This window comes from Pseudomonas sp. RA_5y_Pfl1_P24 (assembly GCF_963970945.1).
GTDB lineage: Bacteria > Pseudomonadota > Gammaproteobacteria > Pseudomonadales > Pseudomonadaceae > Aquipseudomonas > Aquipseudomonas tritici.
Genome location: NZ_CAXAOJ010000019.1, coordinates 1 through 21275, shown reverse-complemented (window position 1 = coordinate 21275; position 21275 = coordinate 1). Strand labels below are relative to the sequence as shown.

Here is a 21275-nt window from a genome sequence, read left to right as displayed (position 1 = left end):
CCGCTGCCTTGGGAATGCGACGATAGACAGCAAAACCAGTACCAAAGTAGTAGGTCGCGGCGCGGCGCGGGGTTCTAGCATGGGACGAGAGCCGCTGCCATTGGAGGCATTATGAATATCCTGTTGGTCGATGATCACGCCGTGGTCCGCCTGGGCTATGCCGGGCTGTTGCGCAGCGGCCTGCCGGGTGTGTTGGTGCGTGAAGCGGCCAGTGGCGAAGAAGCCCTGGCGCGCGTGCATGAGGCGGTGCCCAACCTTGTGATCATCGGCTTCGGCCTGCCGGGTATCAGCGGCCTGGAAACCACCCGCCGCCTGCGCCAGCGCTTGCCGCAGTTGCGCGTGCTGTTTTTCAGCCAGCACGCCGAGTTGCCCCTGGTGCGCCAGGCTCTGGAGGCGGGTGCATCGGGCTACCTGACCAAAAGCGCGTCGCCTGCGGTGATGCTGGACGCGGTGGAGCGCATCCTCGACGGTCACACCTATATCGAACAGGACCTGGCGACCCAGCTGGCCTATCACCCCACAGACCGCCGTTTGCAGAGCATGACCCAGCGCGAACTGGAGATTTTCCTGATGCTCGCCAGAGGTACCCCGGCCCGCTCGATTGCGGCCCAGCTGAGTATCAGCAGCAAGACCGTGTCCAATTACCTGACCTTGCTCAAGAGCAAGTTGCAGGTGAGTTCCCATGCCGAGTTGGTGCATTTGGGAATTGATATGGGGGTGGTGCGCATCGCCGGTTAACCTGATGCGCACAAATCCCCCCCTGTGGGAGCAGGCAAGCCAGCTCCCACAGTGAACCGCATTGGTTCATCGATCCCACGTAGTGGGGCAATCTTTGCAACCTTCCATATTCGCATCCTGAAAGTTCGCATAATGCTGACGACTCCCCGTGAGCGTGGCTTTCTCCAGGTTGCTTTCACCGAACTTGGCTTCTTGCAGATTGGCATCACTGAGGTCCGCCCCTTGCAGGTCGGCCTTGCTCAACCACGTCATTTCCAAGTCAGCCGCACGCAGGTTGACCTTGTGCATCTTCGCCCCTGACAACCGTGCAAATTGCAGGTAGGCCGCGCTGAGGTTGGCGTTTTCGAATTGCGCGCCTTGGGCAAACATCCCCCAGCCTTGCACGGCCATCAACGTGGCACCGGTGAAGTCGGCCAGGCGCAGATTGGCTTGCTGCAGGCTGGCGCGGGTCAGGTTGGCGCCTTGCAGTTGGGCTTTCTCCAGGTTGGCGAGGTCCAGGTTGGCGTGGCGCAGATCCGCATCGCGCAAGTCGGCACCGGCCAGGTTCATTTTGCTCAGGTTCTGGTTGCGCAGGTTGGCGCCCTTGAGGTTGGCGCCGGGGCACTGGCTGTGTTCGGCGATGGTGCAGCCGTTGATGATCAGGGGGGCGTCGTCGCCGTCGTCGCCGTCGTCGGCGGCGTGAGCCAAGGGAAGTGACAGCAGCAGTAATAAAGGCAGGTAGTTCATCACGAGACCTTTTAGTGAGCGGGCTTGCCCCGCGCTGGGCGGCGAAGCCGCCCCAACAGGGACGGCGCCGTGTTTCAGAGAGACCGAGACGCCGTGGTTTGGGGCCGCTTCGCAGCCCAGCGCGGGGCAAGCCCGCTCACTGCAAGGCGGTCCCGCATTTACAAGCTTATTTTTGCGCGGTTTTGTTATCCCAACTCGGGATCTTGAACACCCAGAATGACCCACCCTGTGCCACCGGCTTGGTCAGCTCGGCCATGTCGCCGCCCCACAGCGGCACCGCGCCGCCATAGCCGACTGTCACGCCGACGTACTGCTCGCCATCCTGTTCCCAGGTGATCGGCGGCGAGACGATGCCGCTGCCGGTCTGAAACTTCCACAGTTCCTTGCCGGTTTTCGCGTCGAAAGCCTTGAAGAAACCGTCGCCGGTCCCGGTGAACACCAGGTTGCCCTTGGTCGCCAGCACGCCGGCCCACAGCGGCATGGCTTCCTTGTGTTCCCACACCACCTTGCCGGTGGTCGGGTTCATCGCACGCAGAGTGCCAACGTGGTCGTCATACATACGCTTGATGCGAAAGCCCATCCCAAGGTAAGCCGAGCCTTTCTTGTAGTTGACCTCTTCGGTCCAGTATTCCTCTTTCCACTGATTGCCCGGGATGTAGAACAGGCCGGTGTCCTGGCTGTAGGCCATGGGATTCCAGTTTTTGCCACCGAGGAACGGCGGCGAGACTTCCACTGGCTTGCCTTTGGTTTCACCGGGCAATGGCTTGGCCGGACGCTGGCCTTCGTTCTCCACGGGGCGGCCGGTCTTCAGGTCGATGTGGCTGGCCCAGGTGATGTTGTCGACGAACGGGAAGGCGTTCTGCAGCTTGCCGTTGTTGCGGTCCACCACATAGAAGAAACCGTTGCGGTCAGCGTGGCCGGTGGCCTTGATGACCTTGCCGTCCTTGTCCTTGTAGTCGAACAGCACCAGTTCGTTGTTGCCGGAGAAGTCCCAGGCATCGTTCGGCGTGTGCTGGTAGAACCACTTCACTTCGCCGGTGCTTGGGTCGACGCCGACCTGGCCCGAGGTGTAGAGGCTGTCGAAGTCGTGGGGGTTGCCGTCTTTGGACGTGCGCGCCCAGGTGTTCCATGGGCCAGGGTTGCCGGCACCGACGATGATGGTGTTGGTCTCGGCATCGAAGCTCGCGCTCTGCCAAGGCGCGCCGCCGCCGTGGCTCCAGGCCTCGACTTTGCCGGTTTCGGTGGTCGGGTCATCTGGCCACGAAGGCGCCTTGACGTCGCCGGTCGGGGTGCTGTCCTTGCCGTTCAGGCGGCCCATATGGCCTTCCACGAACGGACGCATCCAGACCTCTTCGCCGGTGTCCGGATCGCGCGCAAACAGCTGGCCGACCACGCCGAATTCATCGCCGGAGCTGCCGTGGATCAGCAGCACCTTGCCGCTGACCTTGTCTTTGACCAGCACCGGGGCGCCGGTCATGGTGTAGCCGGCGGCGTGGTCACCGAATTTTTTGTTCCACACCACTTTGCCGGTGTTTTTGTCGAGGGCGATCAGGCGCGCGTCGAGGGTGCCGAAGTAGATCTTGTCGCCAAAGATCGCCGCGCCACGGTTGACCACGTCACAGCACGGGCGAATGTTGTCGGGCAGGCGGTGGTTGTAGGTCCACAGGCGCTTGCCGGTCTTTGCATCAAGGGCGAACACACGGGAATACGAGCCGGTGACGTAGACCACGCCGTCATTGACGATGGCCTGGGATTCCTGGCCGCGTTGCTTCTCGTCGCCGAACGAGTAGGACCAGGCCGGGGTGAGCTTGAACACGTTCTTGTCGTTGACCTGGGCCAGGGGGCTCCAGCGTTGGGCGTTGGTGCCCATGCCGTATTGCAGCACGTCCTTGGTCGTCAGGTGGTCGTTGGCGATGTCTTCCCAAGTGACGTTGTGGGTGGGTTTCGCAGGTTCGGCGGCAGCAGAGCTTGCAGCACTGAGGGACAGGCTGCCCACCAGCAGAAAGGCTTGCACGGCAAGGCTTAGGGGTGAGCGGGCGGGTAGCGATCTTATTGTCATGGTTGCAGTTCCCAGTGGAGGTTTTGGCCTGCACAGGTTGCTGCCTGGACGGGTTGGCGAATACGGAAAAAGTCCCGGTGTTGCCGGGACAATTTCCCGAACCGCCTCTGATTTAGCAGTGCCCCACAAGGCCTGCTACCAACGGATGAGAACCCGCCCACCAAAGCAGCATACGGGTGCCGCCGGGCGCTTCCTAAGATGGTTGCCATAGCCTCTGCCAAGAGGTTTTGCGTGCACTCCTTAGGGGAAAAAATAATGAAAACAAAACGCAACGCCTTGCTGACCGCCTGCCTCCTTACCGCTGCGATAGGTGCCGGTTCCGCCTGGGCCCACGGCAACGTGACCCCAACTGCCGTGGAAACCAAAGGCCTCACCCCGGTCAAGGATGCCGGCGTGCCGCTGGACGCCGATGGCTGGGCCGCGACCAACCCTTATCGCACCTCCTCAGAGCATGACAAGGCCGTCGAAATCGGTGCCTCGGCGTACAACCAGAACTGCGCGGCGTGCCATGGCCTGGAAGCCAAGTCCGGCGGGATCGCCCCCGACCTGCGCATGCTGGATGCCGGCGACCCCGGGGATGAGTGGTTTGTCGAGCGGGTCCGCCACGGCGCCGTGCGCGATGGCCGGGTGTACATGCCGAAGATGGCTGACTACCTGAGCCAGGAAGCCCTGTGGGCGGTGCGCACTTACCTCGACAGCGTGCACGTCGAGGAGTAAGCCATGCGCCTGCGCGGGTGGTGGGTCTGCTGTTTGCCGGTGCTGGCCTGGGGCGCGCCCGTCGACCCGGTGCCCTCGGTGATGTGGGCCTACTACCACCAACGTTTTCTCGACAATGCGCCGTTCGTATTCGACGAGCGCGTGAAGCTCTTGGCGCCGCCGTTCGCCGAGGACGCGCGCCAGGTGCCGCTGGAGATTGATGCCCGTGCGTTCAAGGGCGAGGTGGTGAAGATCCTTGCCTGGGCCGAACTCAACCCGCTGCCACAGATTGTCGACTTCCAGCCGGTGGAGCGCGTGCTGGCGTGGCTGTCGATCCGGATTCGCATCGAACAGGCCACGCCGTTGCGCGCGGCGGTGTTGACCCGGGACGGGATGTGGCATGTCGGTTCGACACTGATCGATGCCGCCGGCGGCGGTTGCACGGCGTCCAGCGTGGTGCGCACGCAAGCGGGCTGGGAAGACCACCTCGGCGAAGTGCTCGGCGGGCGCTACCCGCGCGCGGAATTCAGCCGGGTGAAGCTGCAAGTTGCCCATCCGATGGATAACGGCATGGTCAGTGGTATTCCCGAGTTTTTCGTTAACAATGCCGAACTTCACGGTGCCAACGGTGAGCTGTTGGCACGCCTGGAATTGTTCCCCGCCGTCAGCGAAAACCCCAACCTGGCCTTCGATATCGAAGGCGCCGAGCCCACGCGTTTGACTTTGCGCGACACCAGCGGCAGTCAATTCGAGGCGGTCATCCCATGACCCGGCGCTGGATTCTGCTCTGGCTGATCATGCTCAGCCAGCCGGTGCTGGCCGAGCTGGATTACGGCCTGAAACCCCGCCTGATCGCCGACAACACCTGGCTGCTGGAAGGCAGCACCGATAATTTCGCCAAGGACAACGGCGGCAACATCGTCAATGTCGGGTTCATCGTCACCGAACCCGGCGTGGTGGTGATCGACACCGGGCCGTCCAAGCGCTACGGCGAAGCCCTGCGACAGGCCATCGCCAGCGTCACCGATAAGCCGGTGATCCAGGTGTTGCTGACTCACCACCACCCCGACCATGCGCTCGGCAACCAAGCGTTCAAGGAGGTGACCATCGGCGCCCTGGCCGGCACCGCCGAGTTACTGCACGAGCAGGGCGACAGCATGGCCGAGAACCTGTACCGCAGGGTTGGCGACTGGATGCGCGGCACTGAAGTGGTGTTGCCGGGTGAAGTGTTGCAAGCGGGCGTAAAAACCTTCGGCAGCCACGACCTGCAACTGCTGCACCTGCGCGGCCATACCGGTGCCGACCTGGCGATATTCGACCGCAAGACCGGCGTGCTGTTTGCCGGTGACCTGGTGTTCTACCAGCGCGCGCTCACCACGCCCAATTCACCGGGCCTTGCACTGTGGCTGGCCGATATCGCCACCCTGCAAGGCTTGCCCTGGACGCTGATCGTGCCCGGCCACGGCCCGATCGCGGCGGATGCAAAACCCTTCGAACAGATGCGCGACTACCTCACCTGGCTCGACCAGCTCCTGCGCGACGGCGCCGCCCAAGGTCGCGATATGCCTGAGCTGATCCGCAGCCCGATCCCCGAACGTTTCGCGGCGATCAACCTCAGCCGCTACGAACTGATCCGCAGCGTGACCCACCTGTACCCGCAGTACGAACGCGAGCAGATGCAACGCCTGCACCCCTGACAACACCCACAACAGACAGAGGCCTCACCATGATCTACGCACAACCTGGCACGCCCGGCGCCATCGTCAGCTTCAAGCCGCGCTACGGCAATTACATCGGTGGTGAGTTTGTCGCGCCGATCAACGGTGAGTACTTCACCAACACGTCGCCGGTCACCGGCGACGTCATCGCCGAATTCCCGCGCTCCAGCGCCGCCGATATCGACAAGGCCCTCGACGCCGCCCACGCCGCCGCTGATGCCTGGGGCAAGACGTCGGCCCAGGACCGCTCGCGGGTGTTGCTGAACATTGCCGACCGCATCGAGCAGCACCTCGAAGTGCTGGCCGTGGCCGAGACCTGGGACAACGGCAAGGCCGTGCGCGAAACCCTCAACGCCGACGTGCCGCTGGCTGCTGACCATTTCCGCTACTTCGCCGGTTGCATCCGCGCCCAGGAAGGCGGTGCCGCCGAGATCAACGAACTGACCACCGCCTATCACTTCCACGAGCCGCTGGGTGTGGTCGGGCAGATTATCCCGTGGAACTTCCCACTGCTGATGGCTGCGTGGAAACTTGCGCCGGCGTTGGCCGCCGGTAACTGCATTGTGCTTAAGCCGGCTGAGCAGACGCCGCTGTCGATCATGGTATTTGCCGAGCTGATCAATGACCTGCTGCCGCCGGGCGTGCTCAACATCGTGCAAGGCTTTGGCCGCGAAGCGGGGGAGGCGTTGGCCACCAGCAAGCGCATCGCCAAGATCGCCTTCACCGGCTCCACCCCGGTGGGCGCGCACATCATGCACGCGGCGGCCGAGAACATTATTCCGTCCACCGTAGAGCTGGGCGGCAAGTCGCCGAATATCTTCTTTGAAGACATCATGCAGGCCGAGCCGCAATTTATCGAAAAAGCCGCTGAAGGCCTGGTGCTGGCGTTTTTCAACCAGGGCGAAGTGTGCACCTGCCCATCGCGGGCGCTGGTGCAGGAGTCGATCTACGATGCATTCATGGCCGAGGTGATGAAGAAGATCGTCAAGATCAAGCGCGGCAACCCGCTGGACACCGAAACCATGGTCGGCGCCCAGGCGTCCGAGCAGCAATACGACAAGATCCTCTCCTACCTGAAGATCGCTCAGGAAGAGGGTGCGGTACTGCTGGCTGGCGGCGCGGCCGAACGTTTGGAAGGCGACCTGTCCAGTGGCTATTACATCCAGCCGACCTTGCTCAAGGGGCACAACAAGATGCGCGTGTTCCAGGAGGAAATCTTCGGGCCGGTAGTCGGTGTGACTACCTTCAAGGACGAGGCCGAAGCGTTGGCGATAGCCAATGACAGCGAGTTCGGCCTGGGCGCCGGTTTGTGGACCCGCGACATCAACCGCGCGTACCGCATGGGCCGAGCGATCAAAGCCGGTCGTGTGTGGACCAACTGTTATCACCTGTACCCGGCGCATGCGGCGTTTGGTGGGTACAAGAGGTCGGGCGTGGGGCGTGAGAACCACAAGATGATGTTGGATCATTACCAGCAGACCAAGAATTTGCTGGTGAGCTACGACATCAATCCACTGGGCTTCTTCTGATTCAACGCGCTCCCACAGTTTGATTGATGTGCACCTGAGACTAATGCAGTGCGGCTGCTACTTCGAAAGTAGCATTCGCCCCCGTTGATCTGCGTGCATTAATGAAATCACCGGAACCCCCCGGTACAACAAGAGGACTACTCCCCATGTGGACCAAACCTGCCTTTACCGACCTGCGTATCGGCTTCGAAGTGACAATGTACTTCGCCAGCCGTTGACCTCCACCCGGCCAGCCCAGCGCTGGCCGGTGCTGGCCGCAAGCATGCCCCTTTGGTCTGATTGCAATCGCAGCCGGATGGGTTAGTGTGGAGCGCATTCTTCCAAAATAATAAAAACAGGCTTTCCAATGAGCCCAAATCTGAGCCTTCTGCGCAAATTCGTCTCGCCTGAAATCATCTTTGGTGCCGGCTGCCGGCACAACGTCGGCAACTATGCCAAGACCTTTGGCGCGCGCAAGGTGCTGGTGGTCAGCGACCCCGGGGTGCTCGCCGCCGGATGGGTGGCTGATGTGGAAGCCAGCCTGCAAGCCATTGGTGTCGACTACTGCCTGTACACCGCCGTGTCGCCCAACCCCCGGGTCGAAGAAGTGATGCTCGGCGCCGAGGTGTACCGTGAAAACCACTGTGATGTGATCGTGGCCATTGGCGGCGGTAGCCCGATGGATTGCGCCAAGGCCATCGGCATTGCGGTGGCCCACGGGCGCAGCATCCTTGAGTTCGAGGGCGTGGATACCATTCGTGTGCCCAGCCCGCCGCTGATCCTCATCCCAACCACCGCCGGCACCTCGGCGGATGTCTCGCAGTTCGTAATCATCTCCAACCAGCAGGAACGCATGAAGTTCTCCATCGTCAGCAAGGCGGTGGTCCCGGACGTGGCGCTGATCGACCCGGAAACCACCGCCAGCATGGACCCGTTCCTGTCCGCCTGTACCGGTATTGACGCACTGGTGCATGCCATCGAAGCATTCGTCTCCACCGGCCATGGTCCGCTGACCGACCCGCATGCGCTGGAGGCGATGCGCCTGATCAACGGCAATCTGGTGCAGATGATCGCCAATCCCGGCGACATTGCCCTGCGCGAGAAAATCATGCTCGGCAGCATGCAGGCCGGGCTGGCGTTTTCCAATGCGATCCTTGGCGCGGTGCATGCCATGTCCCACAGCCTTGGCGGCTTCCTCGACTTGCCCCATGGGTTGTGCAACGCGGTGCTGGTGGAGCATGTGGTGGCGTTCAACTACAACTCGGCGCCGGAGCGTTTCCAGGTGATTGCCGAGACGTTCGGCATCGACTGCCGCGGCCTCAATCATCGGCAGATCTGCGGGCGGCTGGTGGAGCATCTGATCGCACTGAAGCATGCGATTGGCTTCCATGAAACCCTCGGCCTGCATGGCGTGCGCGTGGCGGATATTCCCTTCCTGTCCCAGCATGCGATGCATGACCCGTGCATCCTCACGAATCCGAGGGAGTCGAGCCAGCGCGACGTCGAGGTTGTCTATGGCGAAGCGCTCTGAGGACCAGCAACTCGCCCTCGCCGGGTTGCTGGGGCTGGGCAATCACTCCGCGCGCAAGAGCCATTACCCGGAACTCGCCGCGCGATTGGACGAGCTTGAGGCCGAGCGCAACCGCTATATCCGCCTCAACGATGAGCTGGAACAGCGCGTCGCCGCGCGCACCGATGAACTGCTCGAAGCCAACCTCAACCTGCAACAGCAGATCGCCCAGCGCGAACAGATCGAACAGGACCTGCGCGATGCCCGTGACGCCGCCCAGGCCGCCAACCGCAGCAAGGACAAATACCTCGCCGCCGCCAGCCATGACTTGCTGCAGCCTTTGAATGCCGCGCGATTGCTGATCGCCACCTTGCGCGAGCGACAGTTGCCCAGCGTCGAGCAGGTGCTGGTGGAGCGCACGCATCAGGCGCTGGAAGGCGCCGAGGATTTGCTCACCGATTTGCTCGATATCTCGCGGCTGGACCAGGCGGCCGTCAAGCCGGACGTGGCGTTGTATCGGCTGGATGAGCTGTTCGCGCCGCTGGTCTCGGAGTTCCAATCGGTGGCCCTGGCGGCCGGGTTGAACCTGCGGGTGCGCACCGGCTGTTATGCGATCAATACCGACCTGCGGTTGCTGACGCGGATTCTGCGTAATTTCCTCAGCAATGCCTGTCGTTATACCGACGAAGGTTGCATCTTGCTCGGTGCTCGACGCCGAGGGGGTCGCCTGCGCCTGGAAGTGTGGGACACCGGTCGCGGGATTGCGGCCGACCGGCTGCAGGCGATCTTCCTCGAGTTCAACCAGCTCGACGTCGGCCGCGCCTCGGACCGCAAGGGCGTAGGGCTGGGGTTGGCGATTGTCGAGCGTATCGCCGAGATTCTGGGGTATCCGATTGCCGTGCGTTCCTGGCCGGGGCGGGGTTCGATGTTCAGCATCGAGGTGCCGTTGAGTGACGAAATGCCCCTGCCGATCAGCCAGTTGCCGGTGCAACCGAGCACGGGCAACCCGCTGCCTGGGCGGCGTTTGCTGGTGATCGATAACGAAGTGAGCATCCTAGAAAGCATGCGCGCGCTGCTCGGGCAGTGGGGCTGCGAAGTGGTCACCGCCACCGACCAGGCGGGTGCGTTGCTGGCTTTGCAGGGCAGGGCGCCGGAGCTGATCCTGGCGGACTATCACTTGGACCATGGGGTGGTGGGCTGTGCGGTGGTCAAGCACCTGCGCGAGCATTTCGAGCAGAACATTCCTGCGGTGATCATCACGGCTGACCGCACTGACCAATGCCGACGTGCCTTGCGTCGCCTCGAAGCACCGCTGTTGAACAAACCGGTCAAGCCCGGCAAGTTACGCGCGGTGTTGAGTCAGTTATTGGCCTAGGTCAACACGCCGCAGGTGGTTTTGCCCCATGCTCAAGCCTTGATTTAGAGCCTTGGAGCACCCGATGAGCGCGGCATCCTTTAAATTACCCCTGGGCCTGGTTGTCGCGGTGTTGGTAATGACCGGCGTGCTGCTGTTGCCGCTGCCCGCCGACTTGCCCGTGGCCGGGCACCGCATGCTGGCGATCCTTGCGTTTGCCGTGGTGGTGTGGATCACCGAAGCGGTGTCCTATGAAGCCAGCGCGATCATGATCACTTCGCTGATAGCGTTTTTGCTGGGGACCGCGCCGTCGCTGCAAGACCCGACGCACTTGATCGGCACCAGCCCGGCGATCAGCATGGCCCTTACCGGGTTCTCCAACCCGGCGTTGGCGCTGGTGGCCGGCGCGCTGTTTATCGCCGCCGCCATGACCCACACCGGCCTGGATCGGCGTATCGCCCTGGTGACCTTGAGTCGGGTCGGCACCAGCACCCGGCGCATCCTGCTGGGGGCGATTGCGGTGACCATCCTGCTCAGCCTCGTGGTGCCCAGTGCCACGGCGCGCAGTGCCTGCGTAGTGCCGATCATGATGGGCGTGATCGCGGCCTTTGGTGTCGACAAACGCTCGAATATCGCCGCTGGCATCATGATCGTCGTCGCCCAGGGCACTAGCATCTGGAACGTCGGCATCCAGACCGCCGCCGCGCAGAACCTGCTGACCGTCGGCTTCATGGACAAGATGCTGGGTCAGCGCGTGTCATGGATCGACTGGCTGATCGCCGGCGCGCCGTGGGCGTTGATCATGTCGGCGGTGTTGCTGTTCCTGGTGCTCAAATTGCTGCCGCCGGAAACCGACAGCATCCCGGGCGGTAAAGAGGCGGTGGCGCAGTCGCTGGTGGAGATCGGGCCCATGACCGGGCCGCAGAAGCGCCTGTTGAGCGTTTCGGTATTGCTGCTGCTGGCCTGGGCCACGGAAGGCCGCCTGCACAGTTTCGACACCGCCTCCACGACCTATGCCGGGCTGGTGTTTCTGCTAATGCCGGGCATCGGTGTGATGACCTGGAAGGATGTGCAGTCACGCATTCCGTGGGGCACGGTGATTGTGTTCGGGGTTGGCATCAGCCTCGGCACTGCGCTGCTGACCACCCAGGCCGGGCAATGGCTGGGTTCTGCTGTTGTGGCCCACACGGGGTTGGATCAAGTTGGGCCGTTGGGGATGTTTGCGATTCTTGGCGCATTCCTGATCCTGATTCACCTGGGGTTCGCCAGCGCCACGGCATTGACCTCGGCGTTGCTGCCGATCCTGATCGCGGTGCTGCAGACCTTGCCGGGGGATTTCAGCCGGTTGGGCATGACCATGCTGTTGGGGTTTGTGATGAGCTATGGGTTTATCCTGCCGATCAATGCGCCGCAGAACATGGTGTGCATGGGGACTGGGACGTTTACGGCGCGGCAGTTTGCCAAGGTGGGGCTTCTGGTGACGCTGATTGGCTATCTGTTGATGCTGGTGTTTGCGGCGACTTACTGGAGTTGGCTTGGTTGGATCTGACATTTGGAATGTGGTCTTCAGCACGCATGAGATCCGACTGTAGGAGCGGGCTTGCTCGCGAAGCAGGGTGTCAGGCGACGTGTTTGTGACTGATCCAGCGCATTCGCAAGCAAGTCCCCTCACACATTTGGGCTGTATTTCATGCTGAAATTGAGGTGGATCGACTGGCTCTGTTCCAGCAGTCTCAGCCCAGGCCTGCCCGGCAAATGATGGGCGTTCACCGGATGGCTCACCGGCTCGATGCAAAAGAACCCCAGCCCCGGCGGGCAGTACAGCAGGAAGTAATCGGCGCCGCTGGCCTGGCATTCCAGCGTATAGCCCAACTCTGGTTGCTCGATAACGCAATGCCCATCCCACTGGCAAAAGCCGTTGTCCACCAGGCCTTCGGGTAGGGTTTTCAGTTCCCGGAAGTCCCAGGCATCCGGCACGGGCGCCAAGAGCGTAGGCAACTTGGACGCATCACTCATCCACACCTGTGACGCCTCGGCCTGTAAGCGTGTGCCCGGCCGACGTGGCAAGTAGGGATGCAATCCCAGGCCATGCCACGCGGGTGTTTCTGCCAGATGGGTCACGCTCAGCGTAATACTCAGCTCACCCTTGCTCAATCGAAAGCGCTGCTCGGCGCGATAGGCGAACGGCGTGTCGCACTCCACGGCCAGTACCACTTCACTCGCTGACTGGCTCACCACCCGCCACGCCTGCTGCCAGGCGGAACCATGAATCGGCAAGGGGTCCGTGAGGCTATTGGGCGCCAGGGCCAGCCAGCCGTCGGGGTTGTCGAAACCGCCTCGGGAAATTCGGTTGGACCAGGGGGCCAAGGGATAGCAGCCCAGTTTGCCCGGCAAACCGGTGTTCAGCGCTTGTTGGTCACTATGGCGCAGCAAAGGCTGCCCGGTTGCTCGTACCGTCCAATTGACGATGCTGGCGCCGGTGGCCGGCGCGAGGGTGAGGTGGGTGAGTTGATCGCTGAGTTCGATGAGGTGTGACGACATGGTGTCTCGCCGTATGAAATAGGCCCAACGCAGAGGTTCAATGTGGGAGCAGGCAAGCCCGCTCCCACATTTGAATCTGTTGTGTTTTTGATAAAGGTTTACAGCACCACGCTTGGCAGCCACAGCGACAGCGCCGGGATGTAGGTCACGGCGATCAGGATCAGGAACAGCACGGCATAAAACGGCAGCAGCGCCTTCGCGGTCTTCTCGATGGTGGTCTTGCCCACCGCCGCGCCCACGAACAGCACCGCGCCCACGGGCGGGGTGATCAAACCAATGCCGAGGTTCACCAGCATGATCATGCCGAAGTGCACCGGGTCGACGCCAATACCCAGCACCACCGGCAGCAGAATCGGCGTAAGGATCAAGATCAGCGGCGCCATGTCCATCACTGTGCCGAGCAACAGCAACATGGCGTTGATGCACATCAGGATGACGTAGCGGTTGTCCGACAGGGTCAGGAACATCGTGGTGATCTTCGCCGGGATCTGCATCAGGGTCATGATGTAGCCGAAGCTGGCGGCGAAGGCGATCAGGATCATCACGATGGAAATGGTGCGCACCGTGCGGTGCATCAGCTTGGGCAGCTCGTTCCATTTGTAGTCGCGGTAAATGAACATGGTCACGAAGAACGCCCACAGCACGGCTATCGCGGCGGATTCGGTGGCGGTGAAAATCCCCGAGAGGATGCCGCCGAGGATGATCACCATTGCCATCAGGCCCCACAGCGCGTCGGCGGCGATCTTCAGCGCCTGTTTCAAGGGGATGACTTCGCCCTTCGGGTAATTGCGTTTTTTCGCGAAGATCAGGCACAGCGCCATCAGGCACGCGCTCATCAACAGGCCGGGGACCACGCCGGCCATGAACAGCGAGGCGATGGAGACGGTGCCGCCGGCTGCGAGGGAATAGAGCACCGAGTTATGGCTAGGCGGAGTCAGCAAGGCCTGCACCGAACCGCTGACGGTCACCGCCGTGGCGAATTCGCGGGGGTAACCACGGCGTTCCATTTCCGGGATCAGCACCGAGCCGACCGAGGCGGTGTCCGCCACCGACGAGCCGGAAATTGCCCCAAAAAACGTCGAAGCCATGATGTTCACCAAGGACAGGCCGCCGCGCACAAAGCCCACCAGCACCCCGGCAAACGCCACCAGCCGCCGCGACATGCCGCCCTCGGCCATGATCGCCCCGGCCAGCACAAAGAACGGAATCGCCATCAGCGAAAACTTGTTCACCCCGCCGGCCACCTGAATCATCAGGGCCTGGAACGGGATGTCGATCCACCACGCGCCGATCAGCGCCGACAGCCCGAGCGCGTAGGCCACCGGCATGCCGATCAGGATCAAGGCGACAAAACTGCCCAACAGAATCAATGCGTCCATATCAGGCGGCCCCTTCGCTTTCTTCAACCAGGTCGAAGCGCACGACCCGACGGTTGCTCTGGTCACCGAGCAGGAGTTTTTCCACGACAAAAATCAGCGTCAGCAGCCCGCCAATCGGGATCGGCATGTAGGTAATGCCCACGCGCAGAGTAGGGATGGCGCTCATGAACTGGTTCCACGTGGACATGCACAGCTTGGTGCCCCAGATCGTCATGAACAGGCAGACCGTCGCCATCAGCAATTGGGAAAAAATGCTGACGAGGCGGCGTTGTTGCGCCGGCAAGCGGTCAGTAACCATGGCCACCGACATATGCGCCCCGGCGCGGTAACTCGCGGCGGCGCCGATAAAGGTGAAGACCAGCATCAGCAGGATGGCGGTAGGCTCCGGCCAGCTTGCGCCGGTGCCGAGGATATAGCGGGCGAAGATGCCCCAGGGAATAATCAGTGCGACGCCGAGAACCGAAAGGCCGGCGACCCAGATGCAGGTCATGTAGATGCGGTCGTTGATGCGCAGCAGTAAATTCTTCATGGCGTTCACCGTAACCGGGCGCGTCAGTGTGGACCGCGCCAGGCCTTGCTTAGGGGAGGGGCGTTATTGAACGGCGTCGATACGCTTGATGATGTCGGCGTAAGGCGCGCCGTACTTCGCACGCACCGCTGCGGTGGCGTCATAGAAGGGTTTTTTGTCGACGGTGATGAACTCGACGCCGGCGGCCTTGAGCTTGGCTTCGCTGCTGGCGGACTTGGCGTCCCACAGCACGCGCTCGTCAGCCTGGGCGGCCTTGGCGGCTTTCTTGACCATGTCCTGTTGCGCAGGGGTGAGTTTGTTCCAGGTGATTTTCGACATCACGATGGGTTCAGGCAGGATCAGGTGCTCGGTGAGGGTGTAGAACTTGGCGTTCTGGAAGTGGTTGTGTTCCAGCATCGTGGGCGGGTTGTTTTCTGCGCCGTCGATAACGCCGGTCTGCAGGGCGCTGAAGATTTCGCCGGTGTCCATGGCAATGCCGTTGGCGCCCATGGCATTGAAGGCGTCGATGAACAGCGGGTTGCCTTGCACGCGAATCTTCATGCCCTTGAGGTCTTCGATTTTGCGCACCGGCTTTTTCGTGTAGAGGTTGCGCGTGCCGCCGTCCATCCAGGCCAGGGCCACCAGGCCGAACTCGGAGTCGGTGATCTTGGCGAGGATTTCATCGCCGATTTCACCGTCGATGACCTTGCGCATATGCGCCTGGTCGCGGAACACGAACGGCAGGTTGAACACGTTCACGTCCGGCACCACCGGGCCGACGATGCCGAGGCTGACACGGGTCATCTGGATGGCGCCGACCTGAGCCTGTTCGACCACTTCTTTCTCGGAGCCGAGGACCCCGCCAGGGAAATACTTGAAGGTCAGTTCGCCGTTGCTTTCTTTGGTCAGGGCCTTGCCCATGTTCTCTTCTGCAACGACGGTGGGGTAGCCGGCGGGGTGGATGTCGGCGAATTTGATTTCCAGCGCGTTAGCGGCGCTGCTGAGGGTAAAGAATGCAGCGGCGAGCAAGGTGCGTTTGAAGTCCATGGGGGTTCATTCCTGTCTTGTTATTGTTGTATTCAAGGCATAGCGATGCAGCTAAAGGGTGAACGTAGGCTCCGGCAAACCGGTGATGCCGGGGTTGAGGGCAAACACGCCGCCGGACAGCGACTGCTCACTCGGGTCATCACGGATCGAGGTGACGAACAGGGTGTCCAGGCGGCTGCCGCCAAAGGCGCACATGGTGGGTTTTTTCACCGGTACGGTGAGGGAACGGTCGAGGCGACCCTCGGGGGTGAAGCGGTGGATGAGCCCGGCGTCATTGGCGCAGATCCAGTAGCAGCCGTCGGCGTCCACCGCCGCGCCGTCGGGTCGGCCGAGGTGGTTGTGCATATCCACGAACACGCGGCGATTGGATGGGGTGCCGCTGTCGATGTCGTAATCGAACGCCCAGATCTGCTGCACCAGCGGGTGAGAGTCCGAGGCGTACATCGTGCGGCCGTCGGGGCTGAAGGCCAGGCCGTTCAGGGTGATGAAACCGTCCAGCTGAGCGTGGGGCACCAGGCCTGACGCGTAGCGGTAGAGGACGCCCTCGGCCGCGTTCAACCCCATATTCAGCACCATGCTGCCGGCCCAGAAACGACCCTGGCGATCACAGCGGCCATCGTTCAGGCGCATGTCCGCGCGTGGGTGCTCGACACTCGCCAGTGGCGTGGTGTCGAGGCTGCCATCGTTGTGCGGGGTGAGCTGGAAGAAGCCGGTTGCCATCCCGGCAACCCAGTTGCCCGCATCCGTGCGGGCGATGCAGGCGAGCATCTGCGGGGCTGTCCACGCAGCGATATGCCCAGTGGCGGCGCTCCAGCGTTGCAGGCCGCCGTTGGGGATATCCACCCAGTACAGGGCGTTTTCCTCGGGCACCCACACCGGGCATTCGCCCACGGCATTGCGCGCATCGACAATCAGTTCAGCGGTCATGGCAACTCATTCCCTTGGGGTGGTGTGCGCTCAGTCACCGAACGGCCCAGCAGCGCAGAATGCGCCACCCTGGTAGACCTTGGCCGGGTCGTTGGCGGCGACCGGTGGCTGGGTTTCGACCTGGGCGCGGAACACTTCGGAGCTGTCTTTGGGGACGAAGCCCAGGTGCGCGGCGTAGCGGTTGTCCCACCAGGTGTCGAGGTTATCCGACATGCCGTAGACCACGGTGTGGCCGACGTTGGGTGTGTACAGCGCGCGTTCGAGGAGTTGGGTCAGGTCGTCGAAGCTCAGCCAGGTGTGCATCATCCGGCGGTTCTGCGGTTCCGGGAACGAGGAGCCGATGCGGATGCTGACGGTCTCGATGCCGTAGCGATCGAAGTAGAAACTGGCCATGTCTTCGCCGTAGGACTTGGACAATCCGTAGTAGCTGTCTGGACGGCGAGGGGAGTGGGCGTCGAGTTTTTCGCCCTGCTTGTAGAAGCCGATCACGTGGTTGGAGCTGGCGAAAATCACACGCTTGACGCCATGGCGGCGCGCGGCTTCGTAGAGATGGAAAGTACCGCAGATATTCGCGCCGAGCACTTCTTCGAACGAGCGCTCAACCGATACGCCGCCGAAGTGCAGGATCGCGTCGACGCCTTCCACTAAATGGTGCACGGCTTGTTTGTCGCAGAGGTCGCACGTTTGCACTTCTTCGCACGCGTCGGCAGCCGGGGCCATGTTGGCGATGTCCGACAGACGCAGTACCTGGGCGTAAGGGCGCAGGCGTTCACGCAGGACTTTGCCCAGGCCGCCCGCGGCGCCGGTGAGCAGCAGGCGGTTGAATGGAACGGGCGTAAGTGTGGTGGTGGTCATGAGGGTTCCATTATTGTTGTAGGTTGTCGTATGACTTTTCAAAATTATCGTTAAGGATTCCCCAGGTTGTCAACGCGCCATTGGTCGAAGTCACTCTTGTGTAGCCGCTGCCGAGCGCCAGCGGCTACGTAAATGTGCGAATTACAGGAGTGAAATCGGATAGCTGACAAAAATCCGGTTCTCATCAAATTCGTTATTGCTGAAATCCCGACGCATGGTCGAGTTGCGCCATTTGACGTTGAGGTTCTTCAGCGCGCCGCTCTGCACCGTGTACGCCAGCTCCGATTCCCGACCCCATTCCTTGCCATCGGTGATCGCCCCGGTGTGCACGTTACTGCCGCTGATATAGCGGTTCATCATGGTCAGCCCCGGAAGGCCGAGCACCACGAAGTTGAAGTCATGGCGCACTTGCCAGGATTTTTCCTTGGCGTTGTCGTAGCTGGCGTTGTAACTGTCGTTGGCCAGGGCGCCGCCGCTGGTGCCGTTGATCCGCATCCACGCGCTGTCGCCAGTGAGTTTCTGCAGGCCCACATAGAAGGTGTTGCCGTTGTATTTGGCCGAGAGCAGGGCAAAGGCGGTCTTGTTGTCGAGGTCGCCAGCCAGGGCGCTGCCGTCTTCCTTGCCATTGAAAAAGCCAAGGTTGGCGCCCAGGGTCCAGTCGCCCACGGGTTGGCTGTGGGTCAGGTTGAAATAGTGTTGCTGGTAGATATCGCTGAGTTCGGCGTACCACACGCCGACCTGGGTGCGTTTGTCGTTGAACGTGTACTCGCCACCGCCGAAGTTGAAACGGTCCGAGGTAAACGCGGCTCTGCCGTTCATGAACATGTCTTCCATGCTCGCGTCGTTTCGCGGGCTGTTGCCGCGGAACTGGCCGCCGTAGAGGGTCAGGCCGGCAATTTCGTTGGAGGTCACCTGGCCGCCGCGAAACGTCTGGGGCAGGGAGCGACCATCATCGGAGCGCAGGATTGGCAGCACGGGCATCCATTCGCCCACCTTCAATTCCGTCTTCGACAGCCTGGTTTTCAGCGCCACGCCCAGACGCCCAAAATTATCGGCGGGGCGGCCGTCATCGTGGATCGGCAGCAACTGGGTACCGCCGGTGCCTTTGCCGCCATCGAGCTTTTGCGAATACAGGCCGAGCACGTCAATCCCGAAGCCGACCGTGCCTTGGGTAAAGCCGGATTTGGCATCGAGAATGAAGCTCTGCGTCCACTCTTCGGCCTTGCCCTGCGGGTTGGTCGGGTTGGTGAAGTTGCGGTTGAAGTAGGCGTTGCGCAGGTTGAGCGTGGCTTTGGCGTCGTCGATGAAACCTTCGGCCTGGGCATTGAGCGGCAGGGTGAACGCCAGGCTGCTGAGGCCGAGGAGGCCGATACGCGCGGAGGAATTGCGGGCGAATTGACTCACGGTGAAGCTCCCTTCGATTGTTATTTTTATTGTTTGTCATACGTTGTCGTACAACATTGGGTGGGATATTTGCGGGGATTTCGGGATGTGTCAAGCAGAAGTTGTACGATGATCTGCGCCACGGAGATTGCGTGTGGCCAGGGTCAAATAATGTGGGAGCGTTCCACTTGAGGTGCAGTGGATTTAGCCGGCTATGACCATTGGCGGCAAGGTCCCTAGCAAGGAAACGGCCGCCACCGCTGAAACACCTAGTAACCATTCAAGCATCACACTGGTTTTCAAAGCGCCCAGCCGCTGTTCGCAATGCTCAATACGCAATCGATTCAGCACCGCCAGGGCCAGCATACCGAACACCAACATCACCTTGATCAACAGAATCAGTGCAAACCCGCTGAACAGCGGCGTCGGCCACAGCTGCCCGGTCAACACGCGCACATTGATCAATCCGGTCATCAGCAAACCGACGACCAGGGCATAACCCACGCCGCTGAAACGCCTGAGGATCGGTTCCAGCGTGAATGGCTGCGGCTGTTTGAGGATCAGCACCAGCAACAGCAACCCCCCAAGCCACGCGCCCACGCAGACCAGATGCCCCACCTGATTAAGGATCAGCAATTGCCCGCTGAGCCCATCCAGCATGGCGCCATGGCCCACAGGCGCGAGGGTCGCCAGCAGCAATGCGGTCAACGGCAGGCGCAATAGCGGCCAGGGTTTGATCAGCACAATCACCAGCAACAGGTTCAGCAGCAAATGCCAGGCCCACACCTGGCCAAAAAAGGTTTTGCCCAGCACCAGCTGGAGGGTGGCCGGTTGCAACGCCGCGTCCCAGCTGCCCGCCATACTGGCGGTGATCAACAGCAGCCAGGCGACGCCGGAGAACAGGCCCAACCCAGCGAGGCTGCGGGTGATACGCTCGAGTTGCCGATCCAGCACCGGCTGCGGTTCAGCGCCCAGCAGCCAGGGCCTGAATGCACAGGCCCCGAACATCAGCAACACGACGATGAAATGCGCAAAGCGGCACAGCACCAGCAGGGTTGCCATGGGTTATTGGCCGACCTTGAAGCTGTATTCGCCATTGCTCTTGTGGGTATCGACCGAGACGGCGTTCCACACCACTTTGTAGTTGCCAGCAGCCAGTGGGGCGGCAGGCGTCACTACCAGGGTTTTCTTGTCGGCGTCCGGGGTTTCCAGGCCCTTGATGGCGATTTCGGTGCCGTCCTTGCTCAGGGACACCTTGGTGAAGGTGGCCTCGACGCCTTCACTGAAGGTCAGGTGCAGATCAGCGGGGGCGGCGACGGTGCTGTCGGCGGCGGGTGTGGCGCTTTTCAGGTGAGCATGGGCAAACGCCGCCGAAGCCCCCAGCAAGGACGCGAGCAGGGCGACGGTGGTCAGGGTTTTCTTGATCAACATTGTTCAATACCAATCACTGGGCAGGAGCAGGCAGTGTACGAAGTTTCGGCTCAGCCTGTCGCCCCGATCTAGAGCGAATGGTAGTCTTTGAGCTCTCTCGTTGTCAGGGAGCCCTCATGGGCAATCACAAGATCGGAATTCGTCGGGTCAACGTCGAAAAAATCCTGCTGGCGGCGGAGAAAATCTTCGCCGAAAAAGGCTACGGCAGCACCGCCATGGCCGATATCGCCGAAGAAGTGCAACTGCCGCGCTCAAACCTGCACTACTATTTCACCACCAAAAGTGAGTTGTACAGCGCGGTGCTGTTCGACCTGTTGGAAGTGTGGAAGCAGGACGCCCTGAGCTTCGAGACCTTTGATGATCCGCGGGTGGTACTCAGCAGTTACATCCGCGCCAAGATGCAGCGCTCGCGCACCCGGCCGTATGGCTCGAAAGTCTGGGCCAACGAAATCATCCACGGCGCGCCGACACTCGGGGAGGCGCTGGATGAAAGCCTGTACGACTGGGCCAAGATGAAGGAAGCGAAAATTCGCCAGTGGGTGGAGGACAAACGCATCCTGCCGGTTGAGCCGTCGAGCTTGCTGTATATGATCTGGGCCTCGACCCAGCACTATGCCGACTTTGATCATCAGGTGAACATCCTGAATGATCACCAGCCTTTGTCGGATATGCAATTCGAGAAGGCGATACAGACGGTGACAGGGGTGATTTTGCGGGGGATTGGGTTGGAACCTTGATGTCACGGTGCGGCTGAAGGCCCCATCGCAGCATAGGTATCTACACAACTTTCCGCCCGATGCCCGAGCTCGGCTGAGCAGCGGTTGCTCTGGCTTTTGATCTGTTTTTGATTTTGATCTCAGGCGCCCCATCAACCACGCTGGCCGAACGCAGGCTT

21 protein-coding genes are annotated in these 21275 nt (G+C 61.6%); 10 read left to right on the top strand and 11 right to left on the bottom strand.

The window, feature by feature from the left end:
• Positions 1-111: 111 nt before the first annotated feature.
• The gene (locus AACY30_RS24930) at positions 112-738 is read left to right on the top strand and encodes a response regulator transcription factor (protein WP_339468945.1); all 627 of its coding nucleotides are present in this window, start codon (positions 112-114) and stop codon (positions 736-738) included.
• A gap of 66 nt (positions 739-804) precedes the next feature.
• Here the strand turns inward: AACY30_RS24930 and AACY30_RS24925 are convergent, their stop codons facing one another.
• Together AACY30_RS24925 and exaA are read right to left on the bottom strand one after the other, a co-directional pair.
• On the bottom strand, positions 805-1464 hold the full coding sequence (locus tag AACY30_RS24925; protein ID WP_339541275.1) for a pentapeptide repeat-containing protein: 660 nt from the start codon (positions 1462-1464) through the stop codon (positions 805-807).
• A 166-nt stretch (positions 1465-1630) separates the two neighbouring features.
• On the bottom strand, positions 1631-3523 hold the full coding sequence (gene exaA / locus AACY30_RS24920) for a quinoprotein ethanol dehydrogenase (RefSeq protein ID WP_339541274.1): 1893 nt from the start codon (positions 3521-3523) through the stop codon (positions 1631-1633).
• 255 nt (positions 3524-3778) lie between these two features.
• Here exaA and pedF point away from each other — a divergent pair, with 255 nt between their 5' ends.
• From pedF to AACY30_RS24880, 8 genes are all read left to right on the top strand, one after another.
• Positions 3779-4240, top strand: a complete 462-nt coding sequence (gene pedF, locus AACY30_RS24915; RefSeq protein WP_339541273.1) for a cytochrome c-550 PedF — start codon at positions 3779-3781, stop codon at positions 4238-4240.
• Between the two features lie 3 nt (positions 4241-4243).
• A complete protein-coding gene (locus AACY30_RS24910) occupies positions 4244-4987 on the top strand; it encodes a quinoprotein dehydrogenase-associated SoxYZ-like carrier (RefSeq protein WP_339541272.1) in 744 nt (247 codons plus the stop codon).
• Positions 4984-5916, top strand: coding sequence for a quinoprotein relay system zinc metallohydrolase 1 (locus tag AACY30_RS24905; protein WP_339541271.1), 933 nt, complete (start codon positions 4984-4986; stop codon positions 5914-5916). Before AACY30_RS24910 ends, AACY30_RS24905 begins: the two co-directional genes overlap by 4 nt.
• 29 nt (positions 5917-5945) lie before the next feature.
• Positions 5946-7466, top strand: a complete 1521-nt coding sequence (exaC, locus tag AACY30_RS24900; RefSeq protein ID WP_339468937.1) for an acetaldehyde dehydrogenase ExaC — start codon at positions 5946-5948, stop codon at positions 7464-7466.
• Between the two features lie 146 nt (positions 7467-7612).
• Positions 7613-7684, top strand: a complete 72-nt coding sequence (pqqA, locus tag AACY30_RS24895; protein ID WP_010209364.1) for a pyrroloquinoline quinone precursor peptide PqqA — start codon at positions 7613-7615, stop codon at positions 7682-7684.
• 128 nt (positions 7685-7812) lie between these two features.
• Positions 7813-8976: an alcohol dehydrogenase-like regulatory protein ErcA gene (gene ercA / locus AACY30_RS24890; RefSeq protein ID WP_339428159.1), complete on the top strand. Its 1164-nt coding sequence runs from the start codon at positions 7813-7815 to the stop codon at positions 8974-8976.
• Complete coding sequence (locus AACY30_RS24885; RefSeq protein WP_339436213.1) at positions 8960-10330, top strand: ATP-binding response regulator; 1371 nt, start codon at positions 8960-8962, stop codon at positions 10328-10330. The genes ercA and AACY30_RS24885 overlap by 17 nt, the downstream gene beginning before the upstream one ends.
• Before the next feature lie 64 nt (positions 10331-10394).
• Positions 10395-11858 carry a DASS family sodium-coupled anion symporter gene (locus AACY30_RS24880; protein ID WP_339436214.1) on the top strand — a complete coding sequence of 488 codons (1464 nt, stop codon included), beginning with the start codon at positions 10395-10397 and terminating at the stop codon, positions 11856-11858.
• A 119-nt stretch (positions 11859-11977) separates the two neighbouring features.
• Here AACY30_RS24880 and AACY30_RS24875 read toward each other — a convergent pair whose 3' ends face one another.
• The 9 genes from AACY30_RS24875 to copC all read right to left on the bottom strand — a co-directional run bounded on the left by AACY30_RS24875 (position 11978) and on the right by copC (position 20380).
• On the bottom strand, positions 11978-12850 hold the full coding sequence (locus AACY30_RS24875) for an aldose 1-epimerase (RefSeq protein WP_339468934.1): 873 nt from the start codon (positions 12848-12850) through the stop codon (positions 11978-11980).
• Between the two features lie 98 nt (positions 12851-12948).
• A complete protein-coding gene (locus AACY30_RS24870; RefSeq protein ID WP_339428162.1) occupies positions 12949-14229 on the bottom strand; it encodes a TRAP transporter large permease in 1281 nt (426 codons plus the stop codon).
• Position 14230: 1 nt separating this feature from the next.
• Positions 14231-14758: a TRAP transporter small permease gene (locus AACY30_RS24865; RefSeq protein ID WP_339420053.1), complete on the bottom strand. Its 528-nt coding sequence runs from the start codon at positions 14756-14758 to the stop codon at positions 14231-14233.
• Between the two features lie 63 nt (positions 14759-14821).
• Positions 14822-15784 (bottom strand): TRAP transporter substrate-binding protein, encoded by a 963-nt coding sequence (locus AACY30_RS24860; RefSeq protein WP_339428164.1) that lies wholly within the window; start codon positions 15782-15784, stop codon positions 14822-14824.
• 51 nt (positions 15785-15835) lie between these two features.
• Positions 15836-16711: an SMP-30/gluconolactonase/LRE family protein gene (locus tag AACY30_RS24855; RefSeq protein WP_339428165.1), complete on the bottom strand. Its 876-nt coding sequence runs from the start codon at positions 16709-16711 to the stop codon at positions 15836-15838.
• Between the two features lie 30 nt (positions 16712-16741).
• On the bottom strand, positions 16742-17566 hold the full coding sequence (locus tag AACY30_RS24850; protein WP_339541270.1) for an NAD-dependent epimerase/dehydratase family protein: 825 nt from the start codon (positions 17564-17566) through the stop codon (positions 16742-16744).
• Positions 17567-17707: 141 nt separating this feature from the next.
• On the bottom strand, positions 17708-18970 hold the full coding sequence (locus AACY30_RS24845) for an OprD family porin (RefSeq protein ID WP_339541269.1): 1263 nt from the start codon (positions 18968-18970) through the stop codon (positions 17708-17710).
• A gap of 183 nt (positions 18971-19153) precedes the next feature.
• Positions 19154-20011 (bottom strand): copper homeostasis membrane protein CopD, encoded by an 858-nt coding sequence (gene copD, locus AACY30_RS24840; protein ID WP_339541268.1) that lies wholly within the window; start codon positions 20009-20011, stop codon positions 19154-19156.
• 3 nt (positions 20012-20014) lie between these two features.
• Positions 20015-20380 carry a copper homeostasis periplasmic binding protein CopC gene (gene copC / locus AACY30_RS24835; protein ID WP_339468925.1) on the bottom strand — a complete coding sequence of 122 codons (366 nt, stop codon included), beginning with the start codon at positions 20378-20380 and terminating at the stop codon, positions 20015-20017.
• Positions 20381-20496: 116 nt separating this feature from the next.
• Here copC and AACY30_RS24830 point away from each other — a divergent pair, with 116 nt between their 5' ends.
• A complete protein-coding gene (locus AACY30_RS24830) occupies positions 20497-21117 on the top strand; it encodes a TetR/AcrR family transcriptional regulator (protein WP_339468924.1) in 621 nt (206 codons plus the stop codon).
• Positions 21118-21275: the final 158 nt, after the last annotated feature.